Consider the following 20,462-nt stretch of genomic DNA (forward strand, 5'->3'; position numbering starts at 1 on the left):
CGGTCACCAGCGCTTGGTGTAGTGGTTGCGAAGCCAGATGGCGGTGGCGTTCATCGCGAGCAGAAGGACCAGCAGGATCACGATGGCCGCAGCCGCCAGGTGGTGGAACTCCTCGCGGGACTGGCTGATCCAACCGTAGATCTGCACGGGCAGCACGGTGTACGCGCTCTGCAGCCCCTCGGGATTGAAGGCCACGTACGTGACCGCGCCGAGCATGATCAGGGGGGCGGCCTCGCCGATCGCCCGGGAGAGGGCGAGGATCGAGCCGGTCGCGATGCCGGGGACGGCAGCGGGCAGAACCTGTCGGCGCACGGTCTGCCACCGCGTCGCCCCCAGCGCGAGCGATGCCTGCCGGATGGACTGCGGTACGGCTCTGATGGCCTCCCGCGACGAGATGATCACCACCGGCAGCACAAGGAGCGACAGGGTGAGCGATGCCGTCAACACTGTTGTTCCGAGAGCTAGTTGGCGGGCGAGCAGGCCCAGTCCCAGGATGCCGTAGATGATCGAGGGGACCGCGGCGAGGTTCTGGATGTTCAGCTCGATCAGCCGGTTGTACCAGCGGTTCGGATCGGCGTACTCCTCCAGATAGATCGCCGCCATGATCCCGGTGGGCAGGCAGAACAGCGCGGTGAAGGCGATCACCCAGATCGTGCCGAAGATCGCCGACCGGGCGCCCGCCTCCTCGGGGTGCCGGATGGAGGGGAAGTTGGTCCACAGCCGGGAGTCCAGGCGCGGCCAGGCTTCGACCAGGATGTAGATCATCAGCACCGCGAGGAACACGATGCCAATGGCCAGGCAGCAGAACAGCAGCCAGCGGAAGGCGGCCTCGCCGGGGCGGAAGCGCGGACCGGCCAGTCGGCGGCCCGGCGTAGCGGCAGGGGGTGCGACCGGGTCGCCCGCGACGCTCATTCGTACACCTCGCGGTACTTGCGCACCAGGCGGATGCTGATCAGGTTCATCACGAAGGTCAGCAGGAACAGCAGCGCACCGACTGCGAAGATGGTCTTGTACTCGAAGGACGCCGTCGACACGTCGCCGGACGCCGCGCCGGCGATGAAGGCGGTCATCGTCTGCATCTCGTGCAGCGGGTTGAGGGTCAGATCGGGCTTTGCGCCTGCGGCGATCAGCACGATCATGGTCTCGCCGAGAGCACGTGAGATGCCGAGGACGAACGCGGCGACGATGCCGGACAGCGCGGCGGGCATGACGACCCGCAGGGACACGGTGCGCTTGCCGGAGCCCAGGGCGTAGGCGCCGTCGCGCAGCGAGTGCGGGACGGCCGACATCGCGTCCTCGGCGAGCGAAGCAATGGTCGGCACGATCATCACGCCCATCACCAGTCCGGCGGACAGGGCGTTCTTGACCTCCGGTGGATCGCCGAACGGCCAGTGGTCCTGCAGCAGTGGGGTGATGAAGGCGAACGCGAAGAAGCCGTAGACCACGGTGGGGATGCCGGCCAGGATCTCCAGCATCGGCTTGAAGATGCCCCGGGTACGGCGGTTCGCGTACTCGCTGAGATAGACGGCCGCACCCAGCCCGATCGGGATCGCCACGAGCAGCGCGATGCCGGTGATCAGTACCGTCGCCGTCAGCAGCGGCAGGACCCCGTACTCGGGGCTGGCGAACAGCGCGGTCCACTTGGTGCCGGAGAGGAACTCCCACACCCCGACCTTCTTGAAGAAGTCGACGGTCGGCGGGATGAGCGCCGCGACGATCCCGACCGTGGTGCCGACTGAGACGAGCGCCGCCATCAGCAATAGCGCCTTGATGGCCCCTTCGCCGTAGCGCGGGCGGGCCCGCCGCAGGGGGCGTGTCCCTGCGGGGGCCGGTGGGGCGGGCGCGGTCACTTGCCTGACTTCAGCTTCTCGAGGTCGGCCTGGAGCTCCTTCTCCTGCTCGGCATTGAGCGGGATGAACTTGGCATCCTTGGCGATCTTCTCGTTGTTCTCGACGTAGTACTCAACGTACCCCTCGACCTCGGGGCGCTCCAGCGCGTTGGCGTTGGGGTAGATGAACAGCGGGCGCGACAGTGGCTTGTACGTGCCGTTCTGCGCGGTCTCCACACCCGGGGCGACGCAGCCGTCTCCGCCGTCGATCTTCAGAGCCTTGAGCTTGTCCTGGTTCTCCTCGTAGTAGGAGTAGCCGAAGTAGCCCAGGCCGCCCTCGGAGCCGGCGACGCCCTGGACGGTGACGTTGTCGTCCTCGGTCGGGCTGTAGTCGGTGCGGGACGCGCCTTCCTCACCGTTGATCTCCTTGGTGAAGTAGTCGAAGGTGCCCGAGTCGGTGCCCGCGCCGAACAGCTTCAGCGGCTCGTTCGGGAACGTGGGGTCCACCTGGTTCCAGTTGTTGACCTTGGACTTGGGCTCCCAGATCTTCTTCAGCTGGGCGACCGTCAGGCAGTCGACCCAATCGGCATCCTTGTTCACCACGACGGTCAGCGCGTCATTGGCAACGCTGAACTCTTCGTACTTGATGCCTTTCTTGTCGCAGGCTGCTTTCTCCTCGTCCTTGATGGGGCGGGAGGCGTCGGAGATGTCGGTCTCGCCGTTGCAGAACTTCTCGAAGCCGCCGCCGGTGCCTGAAGTGCCGACGGTTACCTGGACCTTGGGCTGCTCCTCGGCGAAGAACTCGGCGGCGGCAGTGCTCAGCGGCGCGACCGTGCTCGAGCCGTCCACCGTGACCTTGCCCGACAGCTCTTTTTTCCCGCCGGAGCCCGAGCTGGTGCTCGCGTCCCCACCCCCGCAAGCGCTCAGTGTGAGGGCTGCGGCGAAGGCCAGCGCTGCCGGCCCGGCGAACCTTCTGGAACCACTGGCTGCGTTCACTTTTCTCGATCCTTGCGGTTGGGCCGGTGTCGAAGGCCGGCGTCCGAGGGACCTCTGTGGCGGCCCCCTCCCACTCTTGAATCGAACTTTTACTATATGAACTCACGGTGTACAGATCATGACACGGCCGGGAACTATAGCCATGAATCTATATAGACGGTCACCTCTTTTACGTGTTGGGTGCATGCAAGAGGGGGCGGAGACTCGTTGCCTCCGCCCCCGCCTGGGTGTCGTGGGTAAAGCCGTCAGGCCGGAGCGCCGGCTGGCGACTGCAATATGTCCTGCACCGCTTCCATGCCATCGCGGTCGACCGAATACCAGACCCAGGTGCCGCGCTTCTCGCGTCTGAGCAGTCCTGCGGTGGCCATGGTCTTGAGATGGTGACTTATGGTCGGCTGCCGCAGGCCGAGCCTCTCGGTCAGATTGCCGACGCAGGCCTCACCGCCGGGCGCGGTCTGGATCAGATGCAGCAGCTGCAGCCGGGTGGGGTCGGCGATCGCCTTGAGCACGCGGGCGGTGCGCTCGACCTGGTCCCGCTCCATCAGGGGGGTGGTCAGGGAGGGAGCGCATCCTCCGGTGGGCTCCTCGCCCGATACCGGGCCCGATGCAGAGACGGTCACCTATGCAGCATACGAAGCGGCTTAGCCCGAATGGGTGAGCGGAGGCCTCGCGTGCTACCTGTTCACTTCGCGTTCACCTTTGCTGTGCCCCGCCGCCGTTCTGTCCAGAACGTGGGCGAGAATCGATTCTCGTTGGTGTGGGCGGCGCAGGAGCCCGCCGCAAGGAAGCTCTGGTGGGCGAGGCCGGGCTCTCGCTGGAGCGAGAGTTCCCCAAGCCCTGCGCACGCGACCACCATGATGGACAGGTGGTGACGGGGCACGGGGGTGGACTCCGCGAACCCGCGTTCGCGGACTCGGGCAACCGATCCCGGGGCCGCCATGTAGCGTCCGCATTTCACACTTCCCGCACGCCCTGATGTGTCACACGTCTTCGGTGTTGCCTTCCTCGGACCAGATCTTCCCGGACGCTTCCGTCGGTATTCGAACATCGACCAGAATGCCATCGCCTCATGTAACGCACGGAAGGCATGGGTAACTCATGCCCAATGAGCAGGAAATACCCCTATCTGACGCCGAACTCACGGCGGCAGTCAGAGAGTTGGAGTCCGACGCCCCAGTGGACGAGCTATACCGACGGCACCGGTCCGCCGTTTTCTGCTACGCACTTGCCTGCTGCCGCGATCGGCACACCGCCGAAGACCTCACCTCGGAAGCCTTCGCCCGCACCCTCCAAGCCATCCGGTCCGGCAGTGGTCCGGAGGCGGCCTGGCGACCGTACCTCCTCACCGTCGTCCGCCGCACCGCCGCCGACTGGGCGGGCACGGCTCGCCGCACCGAGCTGTCAGCCGACTTCGAGCAGTGGCTCGCCAACGGGTCCGACAACCCCGAGGCGGAGAGCGGCGAGGAGCGGATGCTCCGTCTGGAGGAGAACAGCCTTGTCCTACGGGCGTTCCGCTCCTTGCCCGAGCGCTGGCAGACCGTCCTGTGGCACACCGCCGTCGAGGAGGAACCGGCCACGAAGGTCGGTCCCCTGCTCGGCCTGGGTGCGAGCGGTGTCAGCTCGCTGGCGTCCCGCGCCCGGGAAGGTCTGCGCGAGGCCTACCTGGCGGTGCACGGAGAGGACGCCTCCGCCACCGACGAGTGCCGCCGCTACAGCTCCCTGCTCGGCGCCGCCGTGCGACGCACCGGCCGCCGTACGAACAGGGATCTCGAGCGGCACCTTGCGGAGTGTGAGCGCTGTCGCAGCGCGCTCATCGAACTCACCGAACTCAACGAGCGGTTGGGCTCGCTGCTGCCGGCCGCCGTGCTGCTGTGGGGAGGCTCGGCGTATACGGCGGCGCGGCTGGCGGAAGCAGGCGCGAGTGCCGGTGCCATGGCCGTCGCCCCCGCCGCACCGCACGGATCCGTCCCTCTGGACGGCGGTTCGGGGTGGTGGGCCAAGGCCAAGGTCGCCTCGCTGTCCTCGGGCGCGGTCGCCGGTTCCGTCGTCGCCGCCATAGGAATCGCAGTCCTCGTTGTGCCGATGCCTTTCGGCGACGACGGGAAGGGGTCTCAGAGCGCGCCGCACGCGCCGGTGGCGCAGCCGCCTGTTTCGACTTCCGGGCATCCGCCGCCCGTCACGCTCACAGCGACGCCCTCCCGGACGGTGGGCCAGGCCGGACACTCCGCCGCAGCGTCAGCTCCCGCGTCCGAAGAGTCGGCGCCGCCATCGCCCACTACGGCCGACCTCGGGCCCGTCAAATGGTCGGGCAGCCTGCGCAACGCGGGAGTCACCGGCATGTGCATCGAGCCGGCCGGCGCGAGTGTCGTGCAGAACGCGTGCGACGACGGCAAGGACCAGGTCTGGCAGACCTTCTCGGTCAAGGAGAACAAGGACTACACCTGGCTGCGCAACGCCGCCACCGGCGAGTGCATCGACTACCGCGGGGGCACCCAGGAGGTATCTGACAACGCTGCCAACGTGCGGATCAGGATGGGACCCTGCCGCGCGGCCGCCGACGGACAGCTGTTCCGCTTCGACCCGTGGTGGGGCGAGAGCGACGGCAGCTACCTGGTGCGCGCCGAACTCGAAGACGGCAAGCCCTGGGACGAGATGCAACTCGGCATGCTGGACTGGTGGGAAGGGAACGACCCGCCGCCTGAGAAGGACGCCCCCGTTGTGCTCACGTACAACTACTACAACGCTCCACGGCTCCGTTACCGCATCGACGTCAAGTGACTGACTGGCCAGGGCCCATGCGACGCCACCCGGCCGCATGGGCCCGTTGAGCAAAGCGTTGGCAAAGTGGCGGGATGGCCTCCGCCGGGCGCAGTCCTCCTTGTGACCGTCTGTACAAACGACACACATCTCGGGGGACCCCCATGGTCCGAAGTGTCCTCGCGCACCACCTCCACCGGCGCTTCAGCGCCCCCATGCGGCGCTTCTGCGCGCCCATGCGACAAACCGCCGGTGTCCACTCGGTGTATCTCACGGCGTGCTGCGCCGCGGGCAATTCCAGCGTCAGCATCACCGAATTCAACTTCGGCTGAGTCTCCCGGAATTCCTTGCCGGCCCCCGAGCAGGACGTCGGCCGGCAGGCCGGTGACGCCATGCGGGACATCACCCATGGCTGCCGCCGGACTTGAGTGGAAGGTTTCTCGATGCATTTGGTCCTGGGTTCGCGGCCGTCGCGGCAGCCTCTTTCCGATGCGGCTCTGATTCATGGGGTGCGCAAAGGTCGAGTCGAACTCTTTCGGCATGTCTATCGTCGCCACTACGCCGCCGTGCAGGCGTACGCCTCCCAATGCATGCCGGGTCCTATGCATGCGCACGAGGTGACATCACAGGTCTTCGCGCAACTGCTGCAACGGATCGTCTCCGGGGTGGGCTTCGTAGGACAACGTCATCCGGACTGCCTGCGACCACAGTTGCTGGGCAACGTTCGCACCACGGCGATCACGAGGTGGCATCGGGAGCGCGAAGTGCTGTCGCCGGACTTCCGGGCCTGGGTGGCCGCGGGAGGGCGGTGGCCCTGGGGAGAGGACGGCCAGCTGGCTCTCGCGTTCCAGCGCCTCCCGTCCACCACGCAGTGTCTGCTGTGGCACTCGGTGGTGGACCGGGACGATCCCGCGTCGACGGCCCGCATCACGGGGCTGGCCCTCCATGTGGTCAAGGACCGCTGCGACGAGGCCAGAAGTGCGCTGCGCCAGGCCCGTACCGACCTGTATCTCGAGCGGCTGGAGCGTCAGGACTGCAGGGAGGTGATCAAGCAGCTGCCCCAGGGGCCCGAGGCGTTGTCGACCGGGGAGGTCGCGGACCATCTCCGCATCTGCCCGGCATGCATGGGTGTCTACAAAGATGTGTCCCGGCTCGACGGACAGCTGGAAGCGCAGCTGCCGGTACGGCTGTTGGGGTGGTGGACCGGTCAGGATTACCTGCGTGCGAAGGAGTCCATCCCCGCGCCACTGGACGATCCGCCGTTCCTGACGAGGCTGTTGGAGCGAGCCGAGGTCCAAACCCAGACACAGCAGTCGCGCGTGCGCCGGGCCGCCGCCCCTGCGGCCGCTGGTCCCCGTCACCGAGGAAGGACGGCGGCGTCCCCGCGAGTCCGAACCGGAGCGGCGTCCCCGCGAGTCCTTCGTCGCTCCCGGGCCGCTGTCGCGGTCGTCGGCTTCCTGGCCGGCATTGGCGTGGGGATGGTCGCGCTGGCCGCTTGCGATCAGCAGCGCGGGGCACAGGGACAACCGCCGTCTACGTCCCGGCCCTCGCCGGCGCCGGACGGATCTCCGCCGCCCGAGGCGCCGGTTCCCCCTGCCTTCCGGGCCGGAGACCGCGTCCCTGCTGATGCGTACACGACCCAGGGCGGGACAACTGCCGGCTCCGGCCCGGGTATCCGTGCCCTGGGAGGCTCCTCCTTGCTGCGCTACGACCGTGTCGTCTTCTCCAGCGCGGACACGCTCGCCCACGCCAGGCTCGCGGGGCCGCCGGGCGGCGGTGCCTGGATAGAGCTCGTGCTTGATTCCCCTGACCTGTTACCGCTGGCGCGGATAACCCCAACCGCCGACGGCTCTGTGCAAGACATCTCGGTGCCGGTCATCCCCGTCGAAGGCGTGCACCGTGTCTACATCACCGCGCATTGCCCGGCGACCGCCGAGCCGTGCGTCGAACTCCATGCCTTCGGTACCGCGTCGAGAGGCTCTCGTACACCTCGTACACCTCGTACACAATGACGACACGCATCACGGACGACACGCATCACGGACGACCCGCGTCACGTCTCATCCCTTTCCGCTTCCGTGCCTTCCACCCGGACGGGCCCCGGCCGGTCCGGGTGCTCCGCGGCCCTCTTCACCGACTGCAGCGCGGCCCGCAGGACGATGCCGACGCCCGGTGAGACGAGTGTCCAGTAGCGGCCGAAGCGGGCCGTGGACTCCGCGTCGGTGCACACGGTGCGCGCCTCGTAGGCCAGAAGGGATCGCCGCGTGCCGTAGGGATGGACGGTGAATGCGGCCGCCATCTTGGCCCAGCCGGGCTCCTCGAAGCCGGTGAACGCCTCCGGTTCGATCCGGCGCCACTCGATGGCGGGCTTCCATACCTTGCCGACGGCTCCGAAGACGAGTTCGCGCCCCGGGGTCTCGCCCAGGGCAACCCAGGGCTGGTCCTGGGCGTGCGTGTCGACGTCGAACAGATCGGCCACCCGCATCGTCGGCGGCGCCGGCAGGGGGCGCCGGCGAAGCCTGTCCGGCACCCCACGCGCCCACATGACCAGGTCGAAAAGTGGCGAGTGAATGGTGAGCAGGTCCAGCCGGCGCGTCGCTTCGTACACCGCAGGAGGTGCGGCGTCGATCATCACGCACTCCAGGCGGCTGAACCGGAAGTCCTGCAGTGCGCTGTCGAGCAGCAGGGGTACGGCAGCTGTGTCCGTGGTCGGGTCGGCGCTCATCAAGAACCTCCAGGTCCGATACCGGGCCGATACCTCAGTGTGAGGCGCCGCCAGGCGGCGCGCAGGGCCCGGACGGTCCCGGTCTCAGCCGGAAACCGGGACCAAACAGAGCCGGCGCCTGTCATCCGTAGGTCAGCTCCCGGACGATCTCCGCCGCCCAGGCGTCGATGGCCGGCCACTCACGGAAGTCGCCGTACCGGCAGCCCATCAACCGGAATGCCACACGCCCGGTGAAAGGCAGGTGCTCGCGTGCGATGACGCCCGACAGGAGCCGGTGCCCCTGGTAGGGGATGTCTCCCGGCAGATCCGCGGTGATGACGGACTCTGCCTTGTCCGCCATGCCTTTCCACGGCCCGCGCAGCGCGCTCGGCATCCCCACACTGAAGATCCACACAGGACGCACGCGGAGCAGTTCGCCGTTGCGGCGCAGAAAGTCCTTCGCCGGGTCGAGCCAGGCCTGACCGTGGACCGCGCTGCCGAGCACGAACGCCTCGTACGCGTCCGCGTCCTCGACGTCGGCCAGGGACCTGACATCGGCCTTCAGCCCCCTCTCGCCCAGCCGCGTGCCCAGGCGCTCCGCGATCTCGCGCGTGGAGCCGTGTGCGGTGGCGTATCCCACCAGAAGGTTCATGTCCTGGGGCCGGAGCCGGAGGGCGGCACATGGGTCTGTCTGACGTGGATCCGGCGGCCCGTCAGGCGGGTGGGTGTGATGGTCACCCACAGTCCGCGGTTGCCTCCCGCCCAGGGGGTGGTGGCCGCGTGTTCCTCCAGGTGGCGCGAGGCTTCGGCGTCGGTGACGGCACGTGCGGGGCCGACCACGAGAACGCTCCAGCCCTGACTCAGCGCATCGTCGATGTGATCCACCTCGAAAGCGACTTCTGTGCCTGCCGCCGCAGCCGGAACGGCATCCGCGGCCGTTCTGTACGCCACGATGTCGTCCATGACGAGGTAATTGACGGGAACAATGGCGGGTCCGTGAGAAGTGGATACCGCCACCCTGCCCACGCCATGCGTCGACAGCCGCTCACGGCACTCTTCGGCGGTCAATTCCACCAGCTCCGAGTGGTAACCCGCCTTGCCGATTCCCGGCGGCAGATCCATGCCACCCCCGGTCAGGTCGCCCACCGTGGTTTCCAGCGCGTCGGCCAGGCGCAGCAGGAAGCCGATGCCCGGCGCGACGGCCCGTTCCTCCACGTACTGGAGGTAGCTGGGTGCCGATCCTGCACGCTGTGCGACGTCCTCACGGGTCAGCCCCAGCTCCTCACGCCGCCGTGCCACCCGACGGCCGATGTCGCCCCCTGCCGTCCTGGACTGCTGGTTGGGCGAGCCACCCGGCTCATTCTCCGACATGCGCAACACATCCCTCGGTGATCCACGACGCTCCGTCGCGCAGCGGCGTCTCTTCCAGGTCCAGCCTCTGCCAGGAAGCAGGCGCGCCGCATGGGCCGGTTGGCTCCCGTGGTGGGGTTCATCGGCCCTGTCGCGCAGCGCGCCGTCGCCGCACTGCCGTCGGCGAGGGGCGGGGGTGCAGCCTTCGGCGTTGGGCAGCCAGGGATTCGGCGGGGTCAGTGGCTTCCTGGCCGGGGAGGCGGCGCCGGCTGCCGTGGATCATGCGGAATGTCCGGTCGTCATCGGCCGGTCGGGCGAACGCGGGACGCGTGAAGGGCGTGGGGCCGAACGTCCCGGACGAGGGCCGAAGCGCCCCTCCCCACCGCTGCGCCCACACTGGGACTGTGAGGACAGCAACGCCTCCGATCGGCCGGCTGAAAGGTGGTGGGGACGATGGAGCTGCCCCTTGTCGTGGGTGTGGACGGTTCGGAGCCAAGCCTCGGGGCCGTGGGCTGGGCGGTGGACGAGGCAGCACGCCATGGAATTCCCCTGCGGCTGGTGTACGCGTCCCTCTGGGAGCGTTACGAAGGGGAGGCGCCGTCGTACAGCCTTGACCGCCCCGCCGACCAGGTACTCGCGGACAACATCGTCGGCACCGCCGCGGAGCGTGCCCATCAGCGCAACCCGAATGTGAAGGTGTCCACCGAGGTGGTGCCCGATGAGGCGGTGACCGCGCTCCTGCGGGAGGGGCACAACGCCTTCGCGATCGTCGCCGGATCACATGGCCGCGGGGGCCTCGCCGGTCTGTTGCTCGGCTCGGTGAGTCTGGCGGTGGCGGCACGTGCCCATTGCCCGGTGATCGTCGTACGCGGCGACCGGACCGCCCTGTCGGGCAGCCACGAGCGGATCCTCCTGGGCGTCGGTGACCTGGCTGCCGGCGCCGGCGCCGTGGGCTTCGCCTTCCGCGAGGCCGAGGCACGTGACTGCACCCTCGACGCCGTACGTGCATGGCGCAGGCCCGCACACGAGACGACCGACCATTCCCTGCTCACCGGCGACGCCGCGAAGGACCCCGAGATGCGGGCCGCCACCCTGCTCGACGAGGCGCTGGGCAAGGTGGTGGGCGATCATCCGGCCGTCCGGGTGCGCCGTACCACGCTGGAGGGCCCGGCCCGCAAGGTGCTGCTCGAACGTTCGGCCGCCGCCGACCTGCTGGTCGTCGGCGCCCAGCGTCGTCAAGGACACCTCGGCCTCCAGCTCGGCCGACTGGCGCACGCCGCACTCCACCACGCCGCCTGCCCCGTTGCCGTCGTTCCGCAGCGGGTGTGAGCGCGTGATTGCCGCGCTGCGGTCGGTGGAGGCGGTGGTTTTCGACACCGACGGAGTGATCACCGACTCAGCGAGGCTGCACGCCGCGGCCTGGAAGAGGGCCTTCGACGCCCTTCTACGAGACCACCCGCCCGAGGACCCGCAGCTGAGGCGCCCGTTCGACGCACGTGACGACTATCTGCGGTACGTGGACGGCAAGTTGCGGATGGACGGCGCCGCCGCGTTTCTCACCGCACGCGGGCTACGGCTGCCGGCCGCCACCGTGCAGGCGGTCGCCGAGTCCAAGGAGCGGCTCTTCACCGAGCGGCTGCGCGAGGGCGGCGTCGATGCCTACCCGGGGACCGTGCGGCTGCTCCACGCGCTGCGCCGCGAGGGGATTCCCCTCGCTGCCGCCTCCGCGTCCCGGCACGCCGGTGAACTCCTGGCGGGCGCCGGGGTGCTGGACATCTTCGACACCCTCGTCGACGGCGCCGAATCCGCCCGCCTCGGCCTGCCCGGCAAGCCCGACCCGGCGCTCTTCCTGGAAGCCGCCCGTCGGCTCGGTAGGCCCGCCACCCGCACCGCGGTCGTCGAGGATGCGCTCGCCGGAGTGGAGGCGGGCCGGCGCGGGGGATTCGGGCTGGTGATCGGCGTGGACCGCACCGGGGGGCCGGACAGCGGGGCCGCACTGCTCCGGCACGGCGCTGACCTGGTCGTGCGGGATCCGGCCGACCTGCTCGACGACGGCGCAGACGACGAGAAGGACTGACGATGCCGGACTGGACCTGGGACTACGAGGGCTACGACCCCGACGCCGAGCGGCTCAGGGAGTCCTTGTGCACCCTCGGCAACGGCTATTTCGCCACCCGCGGGGCCGCACCCGAGTGCGCCGCGGACTCGGTGCACTACCCCGGCACCTACGTGGCGGGCTGCTACAACCGCCTCACCTCCGAAGTGGCGGGGCGCCTGGTCGAGAACGAGGACATGGTCAACCTGCCCAACTGGCTGCCGCTGCGCTTCCGGCCAAGGACGGGCGACGAACTCGAACCGTGGCTCACCCCGGACACCGCGACGCCCCTCGACCACCGCCTCTCCCTGGACCTGCGCTCCGGCACCCTGGAGCGGACGGTGCGGTACGAGGACGCCGAGGGGCGCAGGACGCTCGTGCGGCAGCTGCGCCTCGTACACATGGCACACCCTCATCTGGCGGCCCTGCGCACCGAGTTCACCGCGGAGAACTTCTCCGGCGACATCGAGGTCGAAGCCGCACTCGACGGTGCGGTGACCAACGCCGGGGTGCACCGCTATCGGCAGCTGAACGGCGACCACCTGACCCGTTTCCACACCGGCACCGCTGCCGCGGACACCGTGTGGCTGTGCTGCCGCACCAGCACCTCGGACATCCGTATCGGCATGGCGGCCCGCACCACAGTCCAAGGGCCCCTCACCCAGACCTCCGACCGCCACGGCCGGCTGCGGGCCGCGCAGCTTCTGCGCCTTCCTCTCGAGCCGGGCCGCACCACCACCGTCGACAAGACGGTGGCCCTGCACACCTCCCGGGACCCGGCGATCAGCGCCCCGCTGGGTGCTGCGGTCGACAGGGTGGGCCGCGCCCCCGGCTTCGACGCGCTGCTGTCCTCCCATCGCACGGCCTGGCGACAACTGTGGCGCCGAGCGGCACTGGACGTACCGGGAGACGCCGGCCGTATCCTGCGGCTCCACCTCTTCCATGTGCTGCAGACCCTGTCCCCGCACACCGCGGATCTTGACGTCGGCGTCCCGGCCCGCGGGCTGCACGGCGAGGCCTACCGGGGGCACATCTTTTGGGACGAGCTGTTCGTCCTGCCCTACCTCAACCTTCACTTTCCCGAGGTCTCCCGAGCGCTTCTGCGCTATCGCCACCGCCGGCTGGAACAGGCCTGTATCGCCGCCCGTGACATCGGGCGGACCGGGGCGCTCTATCCCTGGCAGAGCGGCAGCGACGGCCGGGAGGAAACCCAGCAGCTGCACCTCAATCCACGGTCCGGACGCTGGCTGCCCGACCACTCCCGCCTCCAGCACCACGTCGGCTCCGCCGTCGCATACAACGTGTGGCAGTACTGCGAAGCCAGCGGTGACACGGAGTTCCTGCACACCAAAGGCGCGGAGATGCTGCTCCAGATCGCTCGGTTCTGGGCATCGTCCGCCGTCTACGACGAAGATCTGGCCCGCTACCGGATCCGCGGAGTCGTCGGCCCGGACGAGTACCACGACTCCTATCCCGACACCGAGGAACCGGGGCTCGACGACAACGCGTACACCAATGTCACCGCGGCCTGGGTCCTCACCCGCACCCTCGACGTCCTTCAGGCGCTCCCGGAACCGCGCCGGCACGAGCTCTTCGAACGCACCGCGCTGGACACGGATGAACTCGCTCAGTGGGAGGACGTCTCACGCAGGTTGCGAGTCCCCTTCCATGCCGGCGTCATCAGCCAGTTCGACGGATACGGCGACCTCGAGGAGCTGGATTGGGATGCCTACAGGTCGCGCTACTCCGATATCCGCCGACTCGACCGGATCCTGGAAGCGGAAGGCGACACGGTCAACCGCTATCAGGCGTCGAAGCAGGCCGACGTGCTGATGCTGGGCTATCTCTTTTCACCCACCGAGCTCCATGAGCTGTTCCGTCGGCTCGGACACGATGTGGACGAGGAGATCTGGCGCCGCACCGTCGACTACTACCTGCAGCGCACCAGCCACGGGTCCACGCTCAGTGGACTGGTCCACGGCTGGGTGCTGGCACGCGTGCGGCGCGCCGAGGCCTGGAAGTTCTGCCGGGAAGCCCTTGAAGGAGACATCGCCGACCTGCAGGGCGGGACCACGGGAGAAGGTGTTCACCTGGGAGCGATGGGCGGCACCCTCGATCTGGTGCAACGCGGACTGACCGGTCTCGAGACCCGGGCCGGTGCGCTGTGGCTGGACCCCGTACCCCTGCCCGAACTCGGCGAATACGGCTTCGCCCTGCGCTATCGCGGCCACTGGGGCATCCGGCTCCGCATGCGGCCCGGAGAGCTCGAAGTCGGTGTGCCCGCGTCCGGCCGGTTGCCGATCGCCATCGAGCTCCCGGACCGCGCGGTCTCCGTCGAACCAGGCGAGTCCTGTCGGCTGACACTGCCCGATCGCTGACCCACTGGCCGGCCCGGATGCCGGATGCCGCGCTGTTGCTCGCGCCTGGAACGGCGCGGCGTCAATACTGCGGCCCTGGCCGGGCAGCCGGCTCGGAACCGCCCATGTCCAGCCGGAAGGGCGGATAGGCGTCGGTCATCAGGCTCGCGTAGGCGGCAACCCGCAGAACCCAGCGGTTGAGCCCGATGACGAGGTCGAACAGGTCCTTCGGATACTTCTCTGTGAAGGCGAGGATGACGGCGGCGATGATGGCCAGCAGGGTGACCAGCCCACCGTCCCACCAGCCGGCCCGGTATCCGCCGACGAAGAAGCCGATCACGATGTAGTGCGGGATGGCGAGCAGCCACCACTTCACCAGGACAAGGCCACGGGACAGCCGCTCCGGGTAGGCGATGTCCAGCCGTGCCGGATAGCCGGGCTCCGCCCCGAGACTGAACGGCGGGTAGCGGTCGGTGGCGAGTGCGCTGTACCCGTAGTAAGAGACCCGCCAGGTCCAGCGCAGCACCCCGACGTTGAAATCGAACAGCGGCCGAGGGTAACGCTCGGTGATCAGAATGGCGAAGAAAGCGACCACGCTGACCAGCAGGAAGGCGATCCACAGGAAGAACAGCACAATGTAGTGGGGGATCAGGAGCAGCCACTTGACCAGCCACAGCCAGCGCGACAGCGGTGAGTCCAGCGCTGCTTCCACTCTTACCGGGTCGTACGTCGCAGGAGTCGTAGTCATGACTGTCAGCTCCTTCGTACACAGGGCCGCGCAGATGGTGCCTGATTTCAGGTTGGCGGCAAGCAGGCCTCGGCGCGACTTCCCGACGGCGCAGTGCTTTCCGGAGAGCGGACGCACAGGGGCCGTCCGGCCCAGCGGCAGGGCCGCCAGGCCCCTGCCTCTCCTTTCCGCGGCCCGCCAGGCTGTGCACAAGGAAGTCACCACTCCGGGCCGTGGACACGGCCTTGAGGGACGGAGACAGCAATGACCAAGGCGCCCCCGCTGCTGAACGTCCTGCCGCCCGAAGCCCGCGACAGGCTGATGGAGCTCGCCCAGGAGACAGCCTTCCCGGCCGGCGCACGCATCTTCGAGGAGGGCGCCCGCGCGGACCGCTTCTGGATCATCCTCAACGGAGCTGTCGAACTCGATCTGCACGTTCCGGGTCGGCGTGCCGCCGTGGTGGAGCGGCTGGGATCCGGAGATCTGCTGGGCTGGTCCTGGCTCTTTCCCCCACGCAGCTGGCATCTCGGTGCCGAGGCGGCCGGCCCCGTCCGAGCACTGGAATTCGACGCTGTAAAGGTGCGTGCCCTGTGCGACGAGGACCGGGAACTCGGCAAGGCGCTCACGCTCCGCATCGCCGAGGTGATCGCCCACAGACTGCACTCCGCGCGCGGCCGCCTGCTCGACCTGTACGGACCCTCCGGCAGCGAAACCCTGCGCCTGGCCGACTGAGGGCCTCACGCAGCCCGGCCGACCCGTTCGGCTCTGGCGCGGGTGGCCGGTGGTGAGTCAGGATCATGGGGGGACAACGCGGCAAGGATTCAGACAATGGCCGAGTCACGAACGTTCTCGAACGAGACGCCGATCAAAGTGTTCCTGCTGGACGACCATGAAGTCGTCCGGCGTGGCCTGCACGATCTCCTCGATACCGAGCCCGACATCAACGTGGTCGGCGAAGCCGGCACGGTCGACCACGCGCTCGCCCGAGGTCCGGCGCTGCGGCCCGATGTGGCCATCCTCGACGTACGTCTGCCGGACGGCGACGGCATCACGGTGTGCAGGGAACTGCGCTCACGCATGCCCGAGCTGGCCTGTCTCATGCTGACGTCGTTCGACGACGACGACGCACTGCTGGACGCGATCATGGCGGGCGCAGCCGGGTACGTCCTGAAACAGATCCAGGGCTCGGACCTCGTCGCGGCTGTCCGCACCGTCGCATCCGGGCAGTCCATGCTGGATCCGGCCACCACCACGAGGCTGATGCAGTCCCTGCGCCACGACGAGACCGCTCAGGAGCCCGAAGATACGGCGCTGTCCGGGCTCTCCCCGCGCGAACACCAGATTCTGCAGCTCATCGGCGAAGGAATGACCAACCGCCAGATCGGCGCGCAACTCTTCCTCTCCGAGAAGACGGTGAAGAACCACATCTCGCGGCTGCTGTCCAAGCTCGGCGTCGAGCGGCGGATTCAGGCGGCTGTCATGGCCACTCGGGTGCAGGGGCCCCCGGAACCGGAGACAAACCACGGCCGAGGGCCGGACCTACACCCTTGAGACGCCTGCCTCGCTCCCCGCCGCCGCAATCCCGGGCCTATGGGCACGACCGGGGGCAGGTCCTATCGTGGGAGAGACGGAGTGTGACTCGTAGGTCGGTTCGAGTGCGGCGGAGGCTCTGTGGAGCGAGAGCGCGACCTGGGGACCGACAGTCTGCCGCGGCTTCGGCTGGACGAGCTGCTGGAAGAGCTGCACGTACGCATCGACGCGGTACGCGGCACGCGGGACCGTGTCCGTGGCCTGCTGGAGGCCGTGCTCTCGATCGGGCGTGAACTCGATCTTCCGCAAGTTTTGCGGAGGATTGTGGAAGCGGCAGTGGTCCTCGTGGACGCCGAGTACGGCGCGCTGGGGGTGATCGGCCCCGACCGGAAACTGTCGCAATTCCTGACGGAGGGCATTGACGACGAGCTGAGGGCTCGGATCGGTGATCTGCCGAGCGGCCATGGCATCCTCGGCGAGTTGATCCGGCACCCCGAGCCCTTGCGCCTGGCGGAGCTGTCCGAGCATCCGTCCTCGTACGGCTTCCCGGCGAATCACCCGCCGATGCATTCGTTCCTGGGGGTGCCGATCAGGGTGCGGGACGAGGTCTTCGGGAATCTTTATCTCACCGAGAAGCGCAGTGCGAAGGAGTTCGACGCCGAGGACGAGGCGGTGCTCTCCACTCTGGCCGTCGCTGCCGGAGTCGCGATCGAGAATGCCCGGCTGTACGAGGAGGCGCGGCGCCGGGAGCAGTGGCTGGCGGCGAGCGCGGAAGTGACGAGCCGCCTCCTTTCCGGGGCGTCCAGAGCGGAGGTACTCGAGCTGATCGTCGAGCGGGCACGGCAGATCGTGTCCGCGGACCTGGGTCTGGTGGCGGTGCCGGCAGCCGGCGCGGACGGACTCCGTACGGCCTGGGTCGCGGGCAACAACGCACAGGACCACAAGGGCTCGCTCCTGCCCGCAGAAGGCGGCTTTGTCGCAGCGGCGTTCAGTGGGGGCGAGCCAGTCCTGAGCAGCAACATCGAGCATGATCCGCGCAGCGGCGACGACGGCCGTCGGTGGGCGGGGCTCGGTCCGGCCATGGCGGTACCGATGGGCACCCGCGGAGGCGCGCGCGGAGTGCTGCTGCTGGCCCGCAGCGCGGGCGGTACGGCGTTCGGCCGGGAGGAGTCGGCGCCCCTGCTCGGGTTCGCCGGCCAGGCGGCGCTGGCGATGGAGCTTGCGGAACGGCGCAGCGACGCCGAGCAGATCGCCCTCCTGGAGGACCGCGACCGGATCGCACGCGACCTCCATGACCTGGCCATTCAACGGCTGTTCGCAACCGGTATGACACTTCAGAGCGCCCAGAGGTTCGTAGAGCATCCAGAGGCCGTCGAACGCCTCGGGCGTGCGGTGGGGGACCTGGACGACACCATCAAGATCATCCGATCGACGATCTTCGGGCTCAGGACCCATGACGCGCCCCCCGGGGGGCGAGGGGTGCGTCGGCGTCTTGCCGCGGAAGTGGCGGCAGCGGCCCTGTCGCTCGGGTTCACACCTTCGGTGCGACTGGAGGGGCTGGTCGACACCGATGTCCCCGAATGGATCGCCGACCACCTGATCGCTGTCGTTGTCGAGGCGCTCAGCAACGCGGCCAGGCACGCGGAAGCGGGATCAGTCGACCTGCATCTCGTCGTGGCGGGCGGCGAACTGACTCTGACCGTGACGGATGACGGCGTGGGCATTCCGGACGGGGTGGCTCGCAGCGGGCTGAAGAACATCGAGGAACGGGCCGCCGGCCTGGGCGGTTCCTTCGCGCAGGAGGTGCCTCCCGGCGGAGGCACCCGGCTGACCTGGTGTGTCCCGTTGCCTGGCGTGGCGCCCACCGCCTGACCGACGTCGGCGGGAAGGCCCCGGACCGGTCGGTCCCGTTCGTTCCTCAGCCTGACGGCCGGTCCGGCCGCGAGACGAGGACAGCTGCCTGGATCCGGCGATGGACCCCGAACTTGGCCAGCAGCCGGGAGACGTGGTTCTTCACCGTCTTCTCCGACAGGTAGAGCTCCTTGCCGATCTGGCGGTTGGTCAATCCCTCACCGACCAGCGTCAGGATCTCCCGTTCCCGCTCCCTGAGGCCGGCGATCGCGGGAGGCTCGGCCGCCTCCTCGGCCGGTTCGGCTCGCAGGCTGCTCATCAGCCGCGCGGTGGTCGCGGGATCCAGCATGGACTGGCCCGACGCCACGGTTTCAGGTATCTCGGAACGCAGTTCGCGGCAGACCGTGATGCCGTCGCCGTCTGGTAGCCGTACATCGAGAACGGCGACATCGGGGCGCAGCGCCGAGCCCGGGAACAGCCTGGTCGACCGACCCGGCGTCGCCGACCACGGTGATGTCCTGCTCGGCGTCGAGAAGGTCGGTCAGTCCCCGTCGTACGACTTCGTGATCGTCGACGAGGACCGCATGGTGGTTGGGTCCGATCGGCCCGATGCCGACGGACGGCACGCAGGTCCTCGTACCGACCGACCGGGACGGCATGATGCTCAGCGCTCCACCGCTCCCTCCGTCGCCAGCTCCGCGGCGATGCCCAGGGCCCAGGACCGGATCTGCCCCTCGTCCCTGAAGTCCCCGCCACGGCCCTGCTTGAGCAGCATCCGCGCGATCCAGCCCGACGCACCTTCCTCGAGCCGACCGCCGAAGGTGACGTGTTGCCGGGCGTCGAGCCGATGCCCGGCCCGCACGGCTCCCCGAACCGGGGGGATGTCACGTTCGTGAGCAGAGGCATCCAGCGGACCGCTGCTGAACAGCCAGACCGGGCGCGCGTCGAGCTCGCTCTGGTGGCGTCGGGCGAACTGCCGCGCTTCACGCAGCCAGCGGTTCGCGTACAGGGCGCTTCCGAGGATCACGGCGTCGTAGGCTCCCGCATCGGCGACCTCGGCAGCGGGCCGGGCCTCGGCGCGCAGACCTTGTTCGTCGAGAGCCTCGGCGATCATCCGGGCGATTGAGGCGGTGGAGCCGTTCTTCGTCGCGTAGGCGACGAGCACGTTCATGGTCATGGCGACTCTCCTCTCGGGACTGCTTCAGCTCCAGACTCCGGCCACGCGTCGGAGCCGTCCCATGGGCTGCCCGGGCAGAAGAGGGGGCCAAAGGTCCCCGACAAGGGCCGAACCGCCCCTCGCCCCGGTTCCACCCCCGGTGCCACGGTGCAGACGGAAGGCACTGGGCATTCGGGCGAAAGGCGGTGGGGCGATGATGCCCCTGGTTGTGGGTGTGGACCGTGCCTGAGCGGGCGTGATCGCGTGCCGACGTCAGTCCAGGAGCCCCGCCGCATGGTCGGGCACGTAGGACTGCAGATCGCGCGGCGGCCGCTGATAGCCCGTGGCGGCCGGCCGCGGCGGGAGCTCGAGCTGCGGTGGTGGCACATCGCGGTACGGCACGGTCGACAGCAGGTGGGCGATCATGTTGAGCCGTGCCCGGCGCTTGTCGTCGCTCTCGACGACATTCCAGGGAGCCTCCGTGATGTCCGTATGGACGAACATCTGGTCCTTCGCCCGGGAGTACGCCTCCCAATGGGTGATCGACTCCAGGTCCATCGGCGAGAGCTTCCAGCGCCGGGTGGGATCTTCCAGCCGCCGCCTGAACCGCTCCTCCTGCACGGCGTCACTCACCGAGAACCAGTACTTGCGCAGCAGAATCCCGTCCTCCACCAGCATCCGCTCGAAGATGGGGCACTGGTGGAGGAAGCGCTGGTGCTCTTCCTTGGTGCAGAACCCCATGACGTGCTCGACGCCGGCCCGGTTGTACCAGCTCCGGTCGAACAGGACCATTTCCCCGGCGGCGGGAAGGTGTTCGGTGTAGCGCTGGAAGTACCACTGGGTGCGCTCGCGTTCGGTGGGCTTGGGGAGCGCGACGATGCTGGCGACGCGAGGATTGAGATGCTCCGTGACCCGCTTGATCGTGCTGCCCTTGCCGGCCGCGTCGCGCCCCTCGAAAACGATGACCAGCCGGGCGGCTTCGGCGCGTACCCACTCCTGGAGTTTCACCAGCTCCGTCTGCAGCCGGAGCAGCTCACGCTCGTACAGCGCACGCGGCAGCTTCGCGGGCTGCTTCGACCCCTTCTTGAGTGCCATGCAACGACGTTATGGA

At 68.7% G+C, this 20,462-nt stretch carries 19 protein-coding genes and 1 pseudogene; 9 read left to right on the forward strand and 11 right to left on the reverse strand.

Going from position 1 to position 20,462, the window contains the following annotated elements; all coding sequences use genetic code 11:
• Positions 1-3: 3 nt before the first annotated feature.
• The 4 genes from pstA to OG729_RS35070 all read right to left on the reverse strand — a co-directional run bounded on the left by pstA (position 4) and on the right by OG729_RS35070 (position 3,444).
• A complete protein-coding gene (pstA, locus tag OG729_RS35055) occupies positions 4-912 on the reverse strand; it encodes a phosphate ABC transporter permease PstA (protein ID WP_360875537.1) in 909 nt (302 codons plus the stop codon).
• Complete coding sequence (pstC, locus tag OG729_RS35060) at positions 909-1,850, reverse strand: phosphate ABC transporter permease subunit PstC (protein ID WP_360875535.1); 942 nt, start codon at positions 1,848-1,850, stop codon at positions 909-911. The genes pstA and pstC overlap by 4 nt, the downstream gene beginning before the upstream one ends.
• On the reverse strand, positions 1,847-2,824 hold the full coding sequence (locus tag OG729_RS35065) for a PstS family phosphate ABC transporter substrate-binding protein (RefSeq protein WP_360875533.1): 978 nt from the start codon (positions 2,822-2,824) through the stop codon (positions 1,847-1,849). Before OG729_RS35065 ends, pstC begins: the two co-directional genes overlap by 4 nt.
• 245 nt (positions 2,825-3,069) lie before the next feature.
• Positions 3,070-3,444, reverse strand: coding sequence for an ArsR/SmtB family transcription factor (locus tag OG729_RS35070; protein WP_405809970.1), 375 nt, complete (start codon positions 3,442-3,444; stop codon positions 3,070-3,072).
• Positions 3,445-4,000: 556 nt separating this feature from the next.
• Here OG729_RS35070 and OG729_RS35075 point away from each other — a divergent pair.
• The 3 genes from OG729_RS35075 (at position 4,001) to OG729_RS35085 (ending at position 7,593) form a co-directional block, all read left to right on the forward strand.
• Positions 4,001-5,602 carry a sigma-70 family RNA polymerase sigma factor gene (locus OG729_RS35075; protein ID WP_405809972.1) on the forward strand — a complete coding sequence of 534 codons (1,602 nt, stop codon included), beginning with the start codon at positions 4,001-4,003 and terminating at the stop codon, positions 5,600-5,602.
• A 143-nt stretch (positions 5,603-5,745) separates the two neighbouring features.
• A complete protein-coding gene (locus tag OG729_RS35080; protein ID WP_405809973.1) occupies positions 5,746-5,913 on the forward strand; it encodes a hypothetical protein in 168 nt (55 codons plus the stop codon).
• Between the two features lie 270 nt (positions 5,914-6,183).
• On the forward strand, positions 6,184-7,593 hold the full coding sequence (locus OG729_RS35085; protein WP_405809975.1) for a hypothetical protein: 1,410 nt from the start codon (positions 6,184-6,186) through the stop codon (positions 7,591-7,593).
• Between the two features lie 41 nt (positions 7,594-7,634).
• Here the strand turns inward: OG729_RS35085 and OG729_RS35090 are convergent, their stop codons facing one another.
• The 3 genes from OG729_RS35090 to OG729_RS35100 all read right to left on the reverse strand — a co-directional run bounded on the left by OG729_RS35090 (position 7,635) and on the right by OG729_RS35100 (position 9,656).
• On the reverse strand, positions 7,635-8,306 hold the full coding sequence (locus OG729_RS35090) for a hypothetical protein (protein WP_360875523.1): 672 nt from the start codon (positions 8,304-8,306) through the stop codon (positions 7,635-7,637).
• Positions 8,307-8,427: 121 nt separating this feature from the next.
• The gene (locus tag OG729_RS35095) at positions 8,428-8,937 is read right to left on the reverse strand and encodes a flavodoxin domain-containing protein (RefSeq protein WP_405809977.1); all 510 of its coding nucleotides are present in this window, start codon (positions 8,935-8,937) and stop codon (positions 8,428-8,430) included.
• Positions 8,934-9,656, reverse strand: a complete 723-nt coding sequence (locus tag OG729_RS35100) for a helix-turn-helix domain-containing protein (protein ID WP_405809978.1) — start codon at positions 9,654-9,656, stop codon at positions 8,934-8,936. The genes OG729_RS35095 and OG729_RS35100 overlap by 4 nt, the downstream gene beginning before the upstream one ends.
• Positions 9,657-10,088: 432 nt before the next feature.
• Here OG729_RS35100 and OG729_RS35105 point away from each other — a divergent pair, with 432 nt between their 5' ends.
• From OG729_RS35105 to OG729_RS35115, 3 genes are read left to right on the forward strand one after another with little or no spacing between them, the layout of a single operon-like run.
• The gene (locus OG729_RS35105) at positions 10,089-10,964 is read left to right on the forward strand and encodes a universal stress protein (protein WP_405809980.1); all 876 of its coding nucleotides are present in this window, start codon (positions 10,089-10,091) and stop codon (positions 10,962-10,964) included.
• Between the two features lie 4 nt (positions 10,965-10,968).
• Positions 10,969-11,712 (forward strand): HAD family hydrolase, encoded by a 744-nt coding sequence (locus tag OG729_RS35110; protein ID WP_405809982.1) that lies wholly within the window; start codon positions 10,969-10,971, stop codon positions 11,710-11,712.
• 2 nt (positions 11,713-11,714) lie between these two features.
• Positions 11,715-14,108 (forward strand): glycoside hydrolase family 65 protein, encoded by a 2,394-nt coding sequence (locus OG729_RS35115; RefSeq protein ID WP_405809983.1) that lies wholly within the window; start codon positions 11,715-11,717, stop codon positions 14,106-14,108.
• A 61-nt stretch (positions 14,109-14,169) separates the two neighbouring features.
• On the opposite strand, the gene OG729_RS35120 is transcribed toward OG729_RS35115, so the two are convergent.
• The gene (locus OG729_RS35120; protein ID WP_405809985.1) at positions 14,170-14,835 is read right to left on the reverse strand and encodes a DUF4389 domain-containing protein; all 666 of its coding nucleotides are present in this window, start codon (positions 14,833-14,835) and stop codon (positions 14,170-14,172) included.
• 243 nt (positions 14,836-15,078) lie between these two features.
• On the opposite strand from OG729_RS35120, the gene OG729_RS35125 reads away from it, so the two are divergent.
• The 3 genes from OG729_RS35125 to OG729_RS35135 all read left to right on the forward strand — a co-directional run bounded on the left by OG729_RS35125 (position 15,079) and on the right by OG729_RS35135 (position 18,216).
• Complete coding sequence (locus OG729_RS35125; RefSeq protein WP_405809987.1) at positions 15,079-15,546, forward strand: cyclic nucleotide-binding domain-containing protein; 468 nt, start codon at positions 15,079-15,081, stop codon at positions 15,544-15,546.
• 96 nt (positions 15,547-15,642) lie between these two features.
• Entirely contained in the window at positions 15,643-16,365 is a 723-nt protein-coding gene (locus OG729_RS35130) for a response regulator (RefSeq protein ID WP_405809988.1), read from the forward strand.
• Between the two features lie 120 nt (positions 16,366-16,485).
• Complete coding sequence (locus OG729_RS35135; protein WP_405809990.1) at positions 16,486-18,216, forward strand: GAF domain-containing protein; 1,731 nt, start codon at positions 16,486-16,488, stop codon at positions 18,214-18,216.
• A 46-nt stretch (positions 18,217-18,262) separates the two neighbouring features.
• Here the strand turns inward: OG729_RS35135 and OG729_RS35140 are convergent.
• From OG729_RS35140 to ppk2, 3 genes and pseudogenes are all read right to left on the reverse strand, one after another.
• A pseudogene (locus OG729_RS35140) lies at positions 18,263-18,854 on the reverse strand (response regulator transcription factor).
• Positions 18,855-18,859: 5 nt separating this feature from the next.
• On the reverse strand, positions 18,860-19,372 hold the full coding sequence (locus OG729_RS35145) for a flavodoxin domain-containing protein (protein ID WP_405809992.1): 513 nt from the start codon (positions 19,370-19,372) through the stop codon (positions 18,860-18,862).
• Positions 19,373-19,624: 252 nt separating this feature from the next.
• On the reverse strand, positions 19,625-20,446 hold the full coding sequence (gene ppk2 / locus OG729_RS35150) for a polyphosphate kinase 2 (protein ID WP_405809993.1): 822 nt from the start codon (positions 20,444-20,446) through the stop codon (positions 19,625-19,627).
• Positions 20,447-20,462: the final 16 nt, after the last annotated feature.

It is taken from the genome of Streptomyces sp. NBC_00210 (assembly GCF_045160975.1).
In the GTDB taxonomy this organism is placed as follows: domain Bacteria; phylum Actinomycetota; class Actinomycetes; order Streptomycetales; family Streptomycetaceae; genus Streptomyces.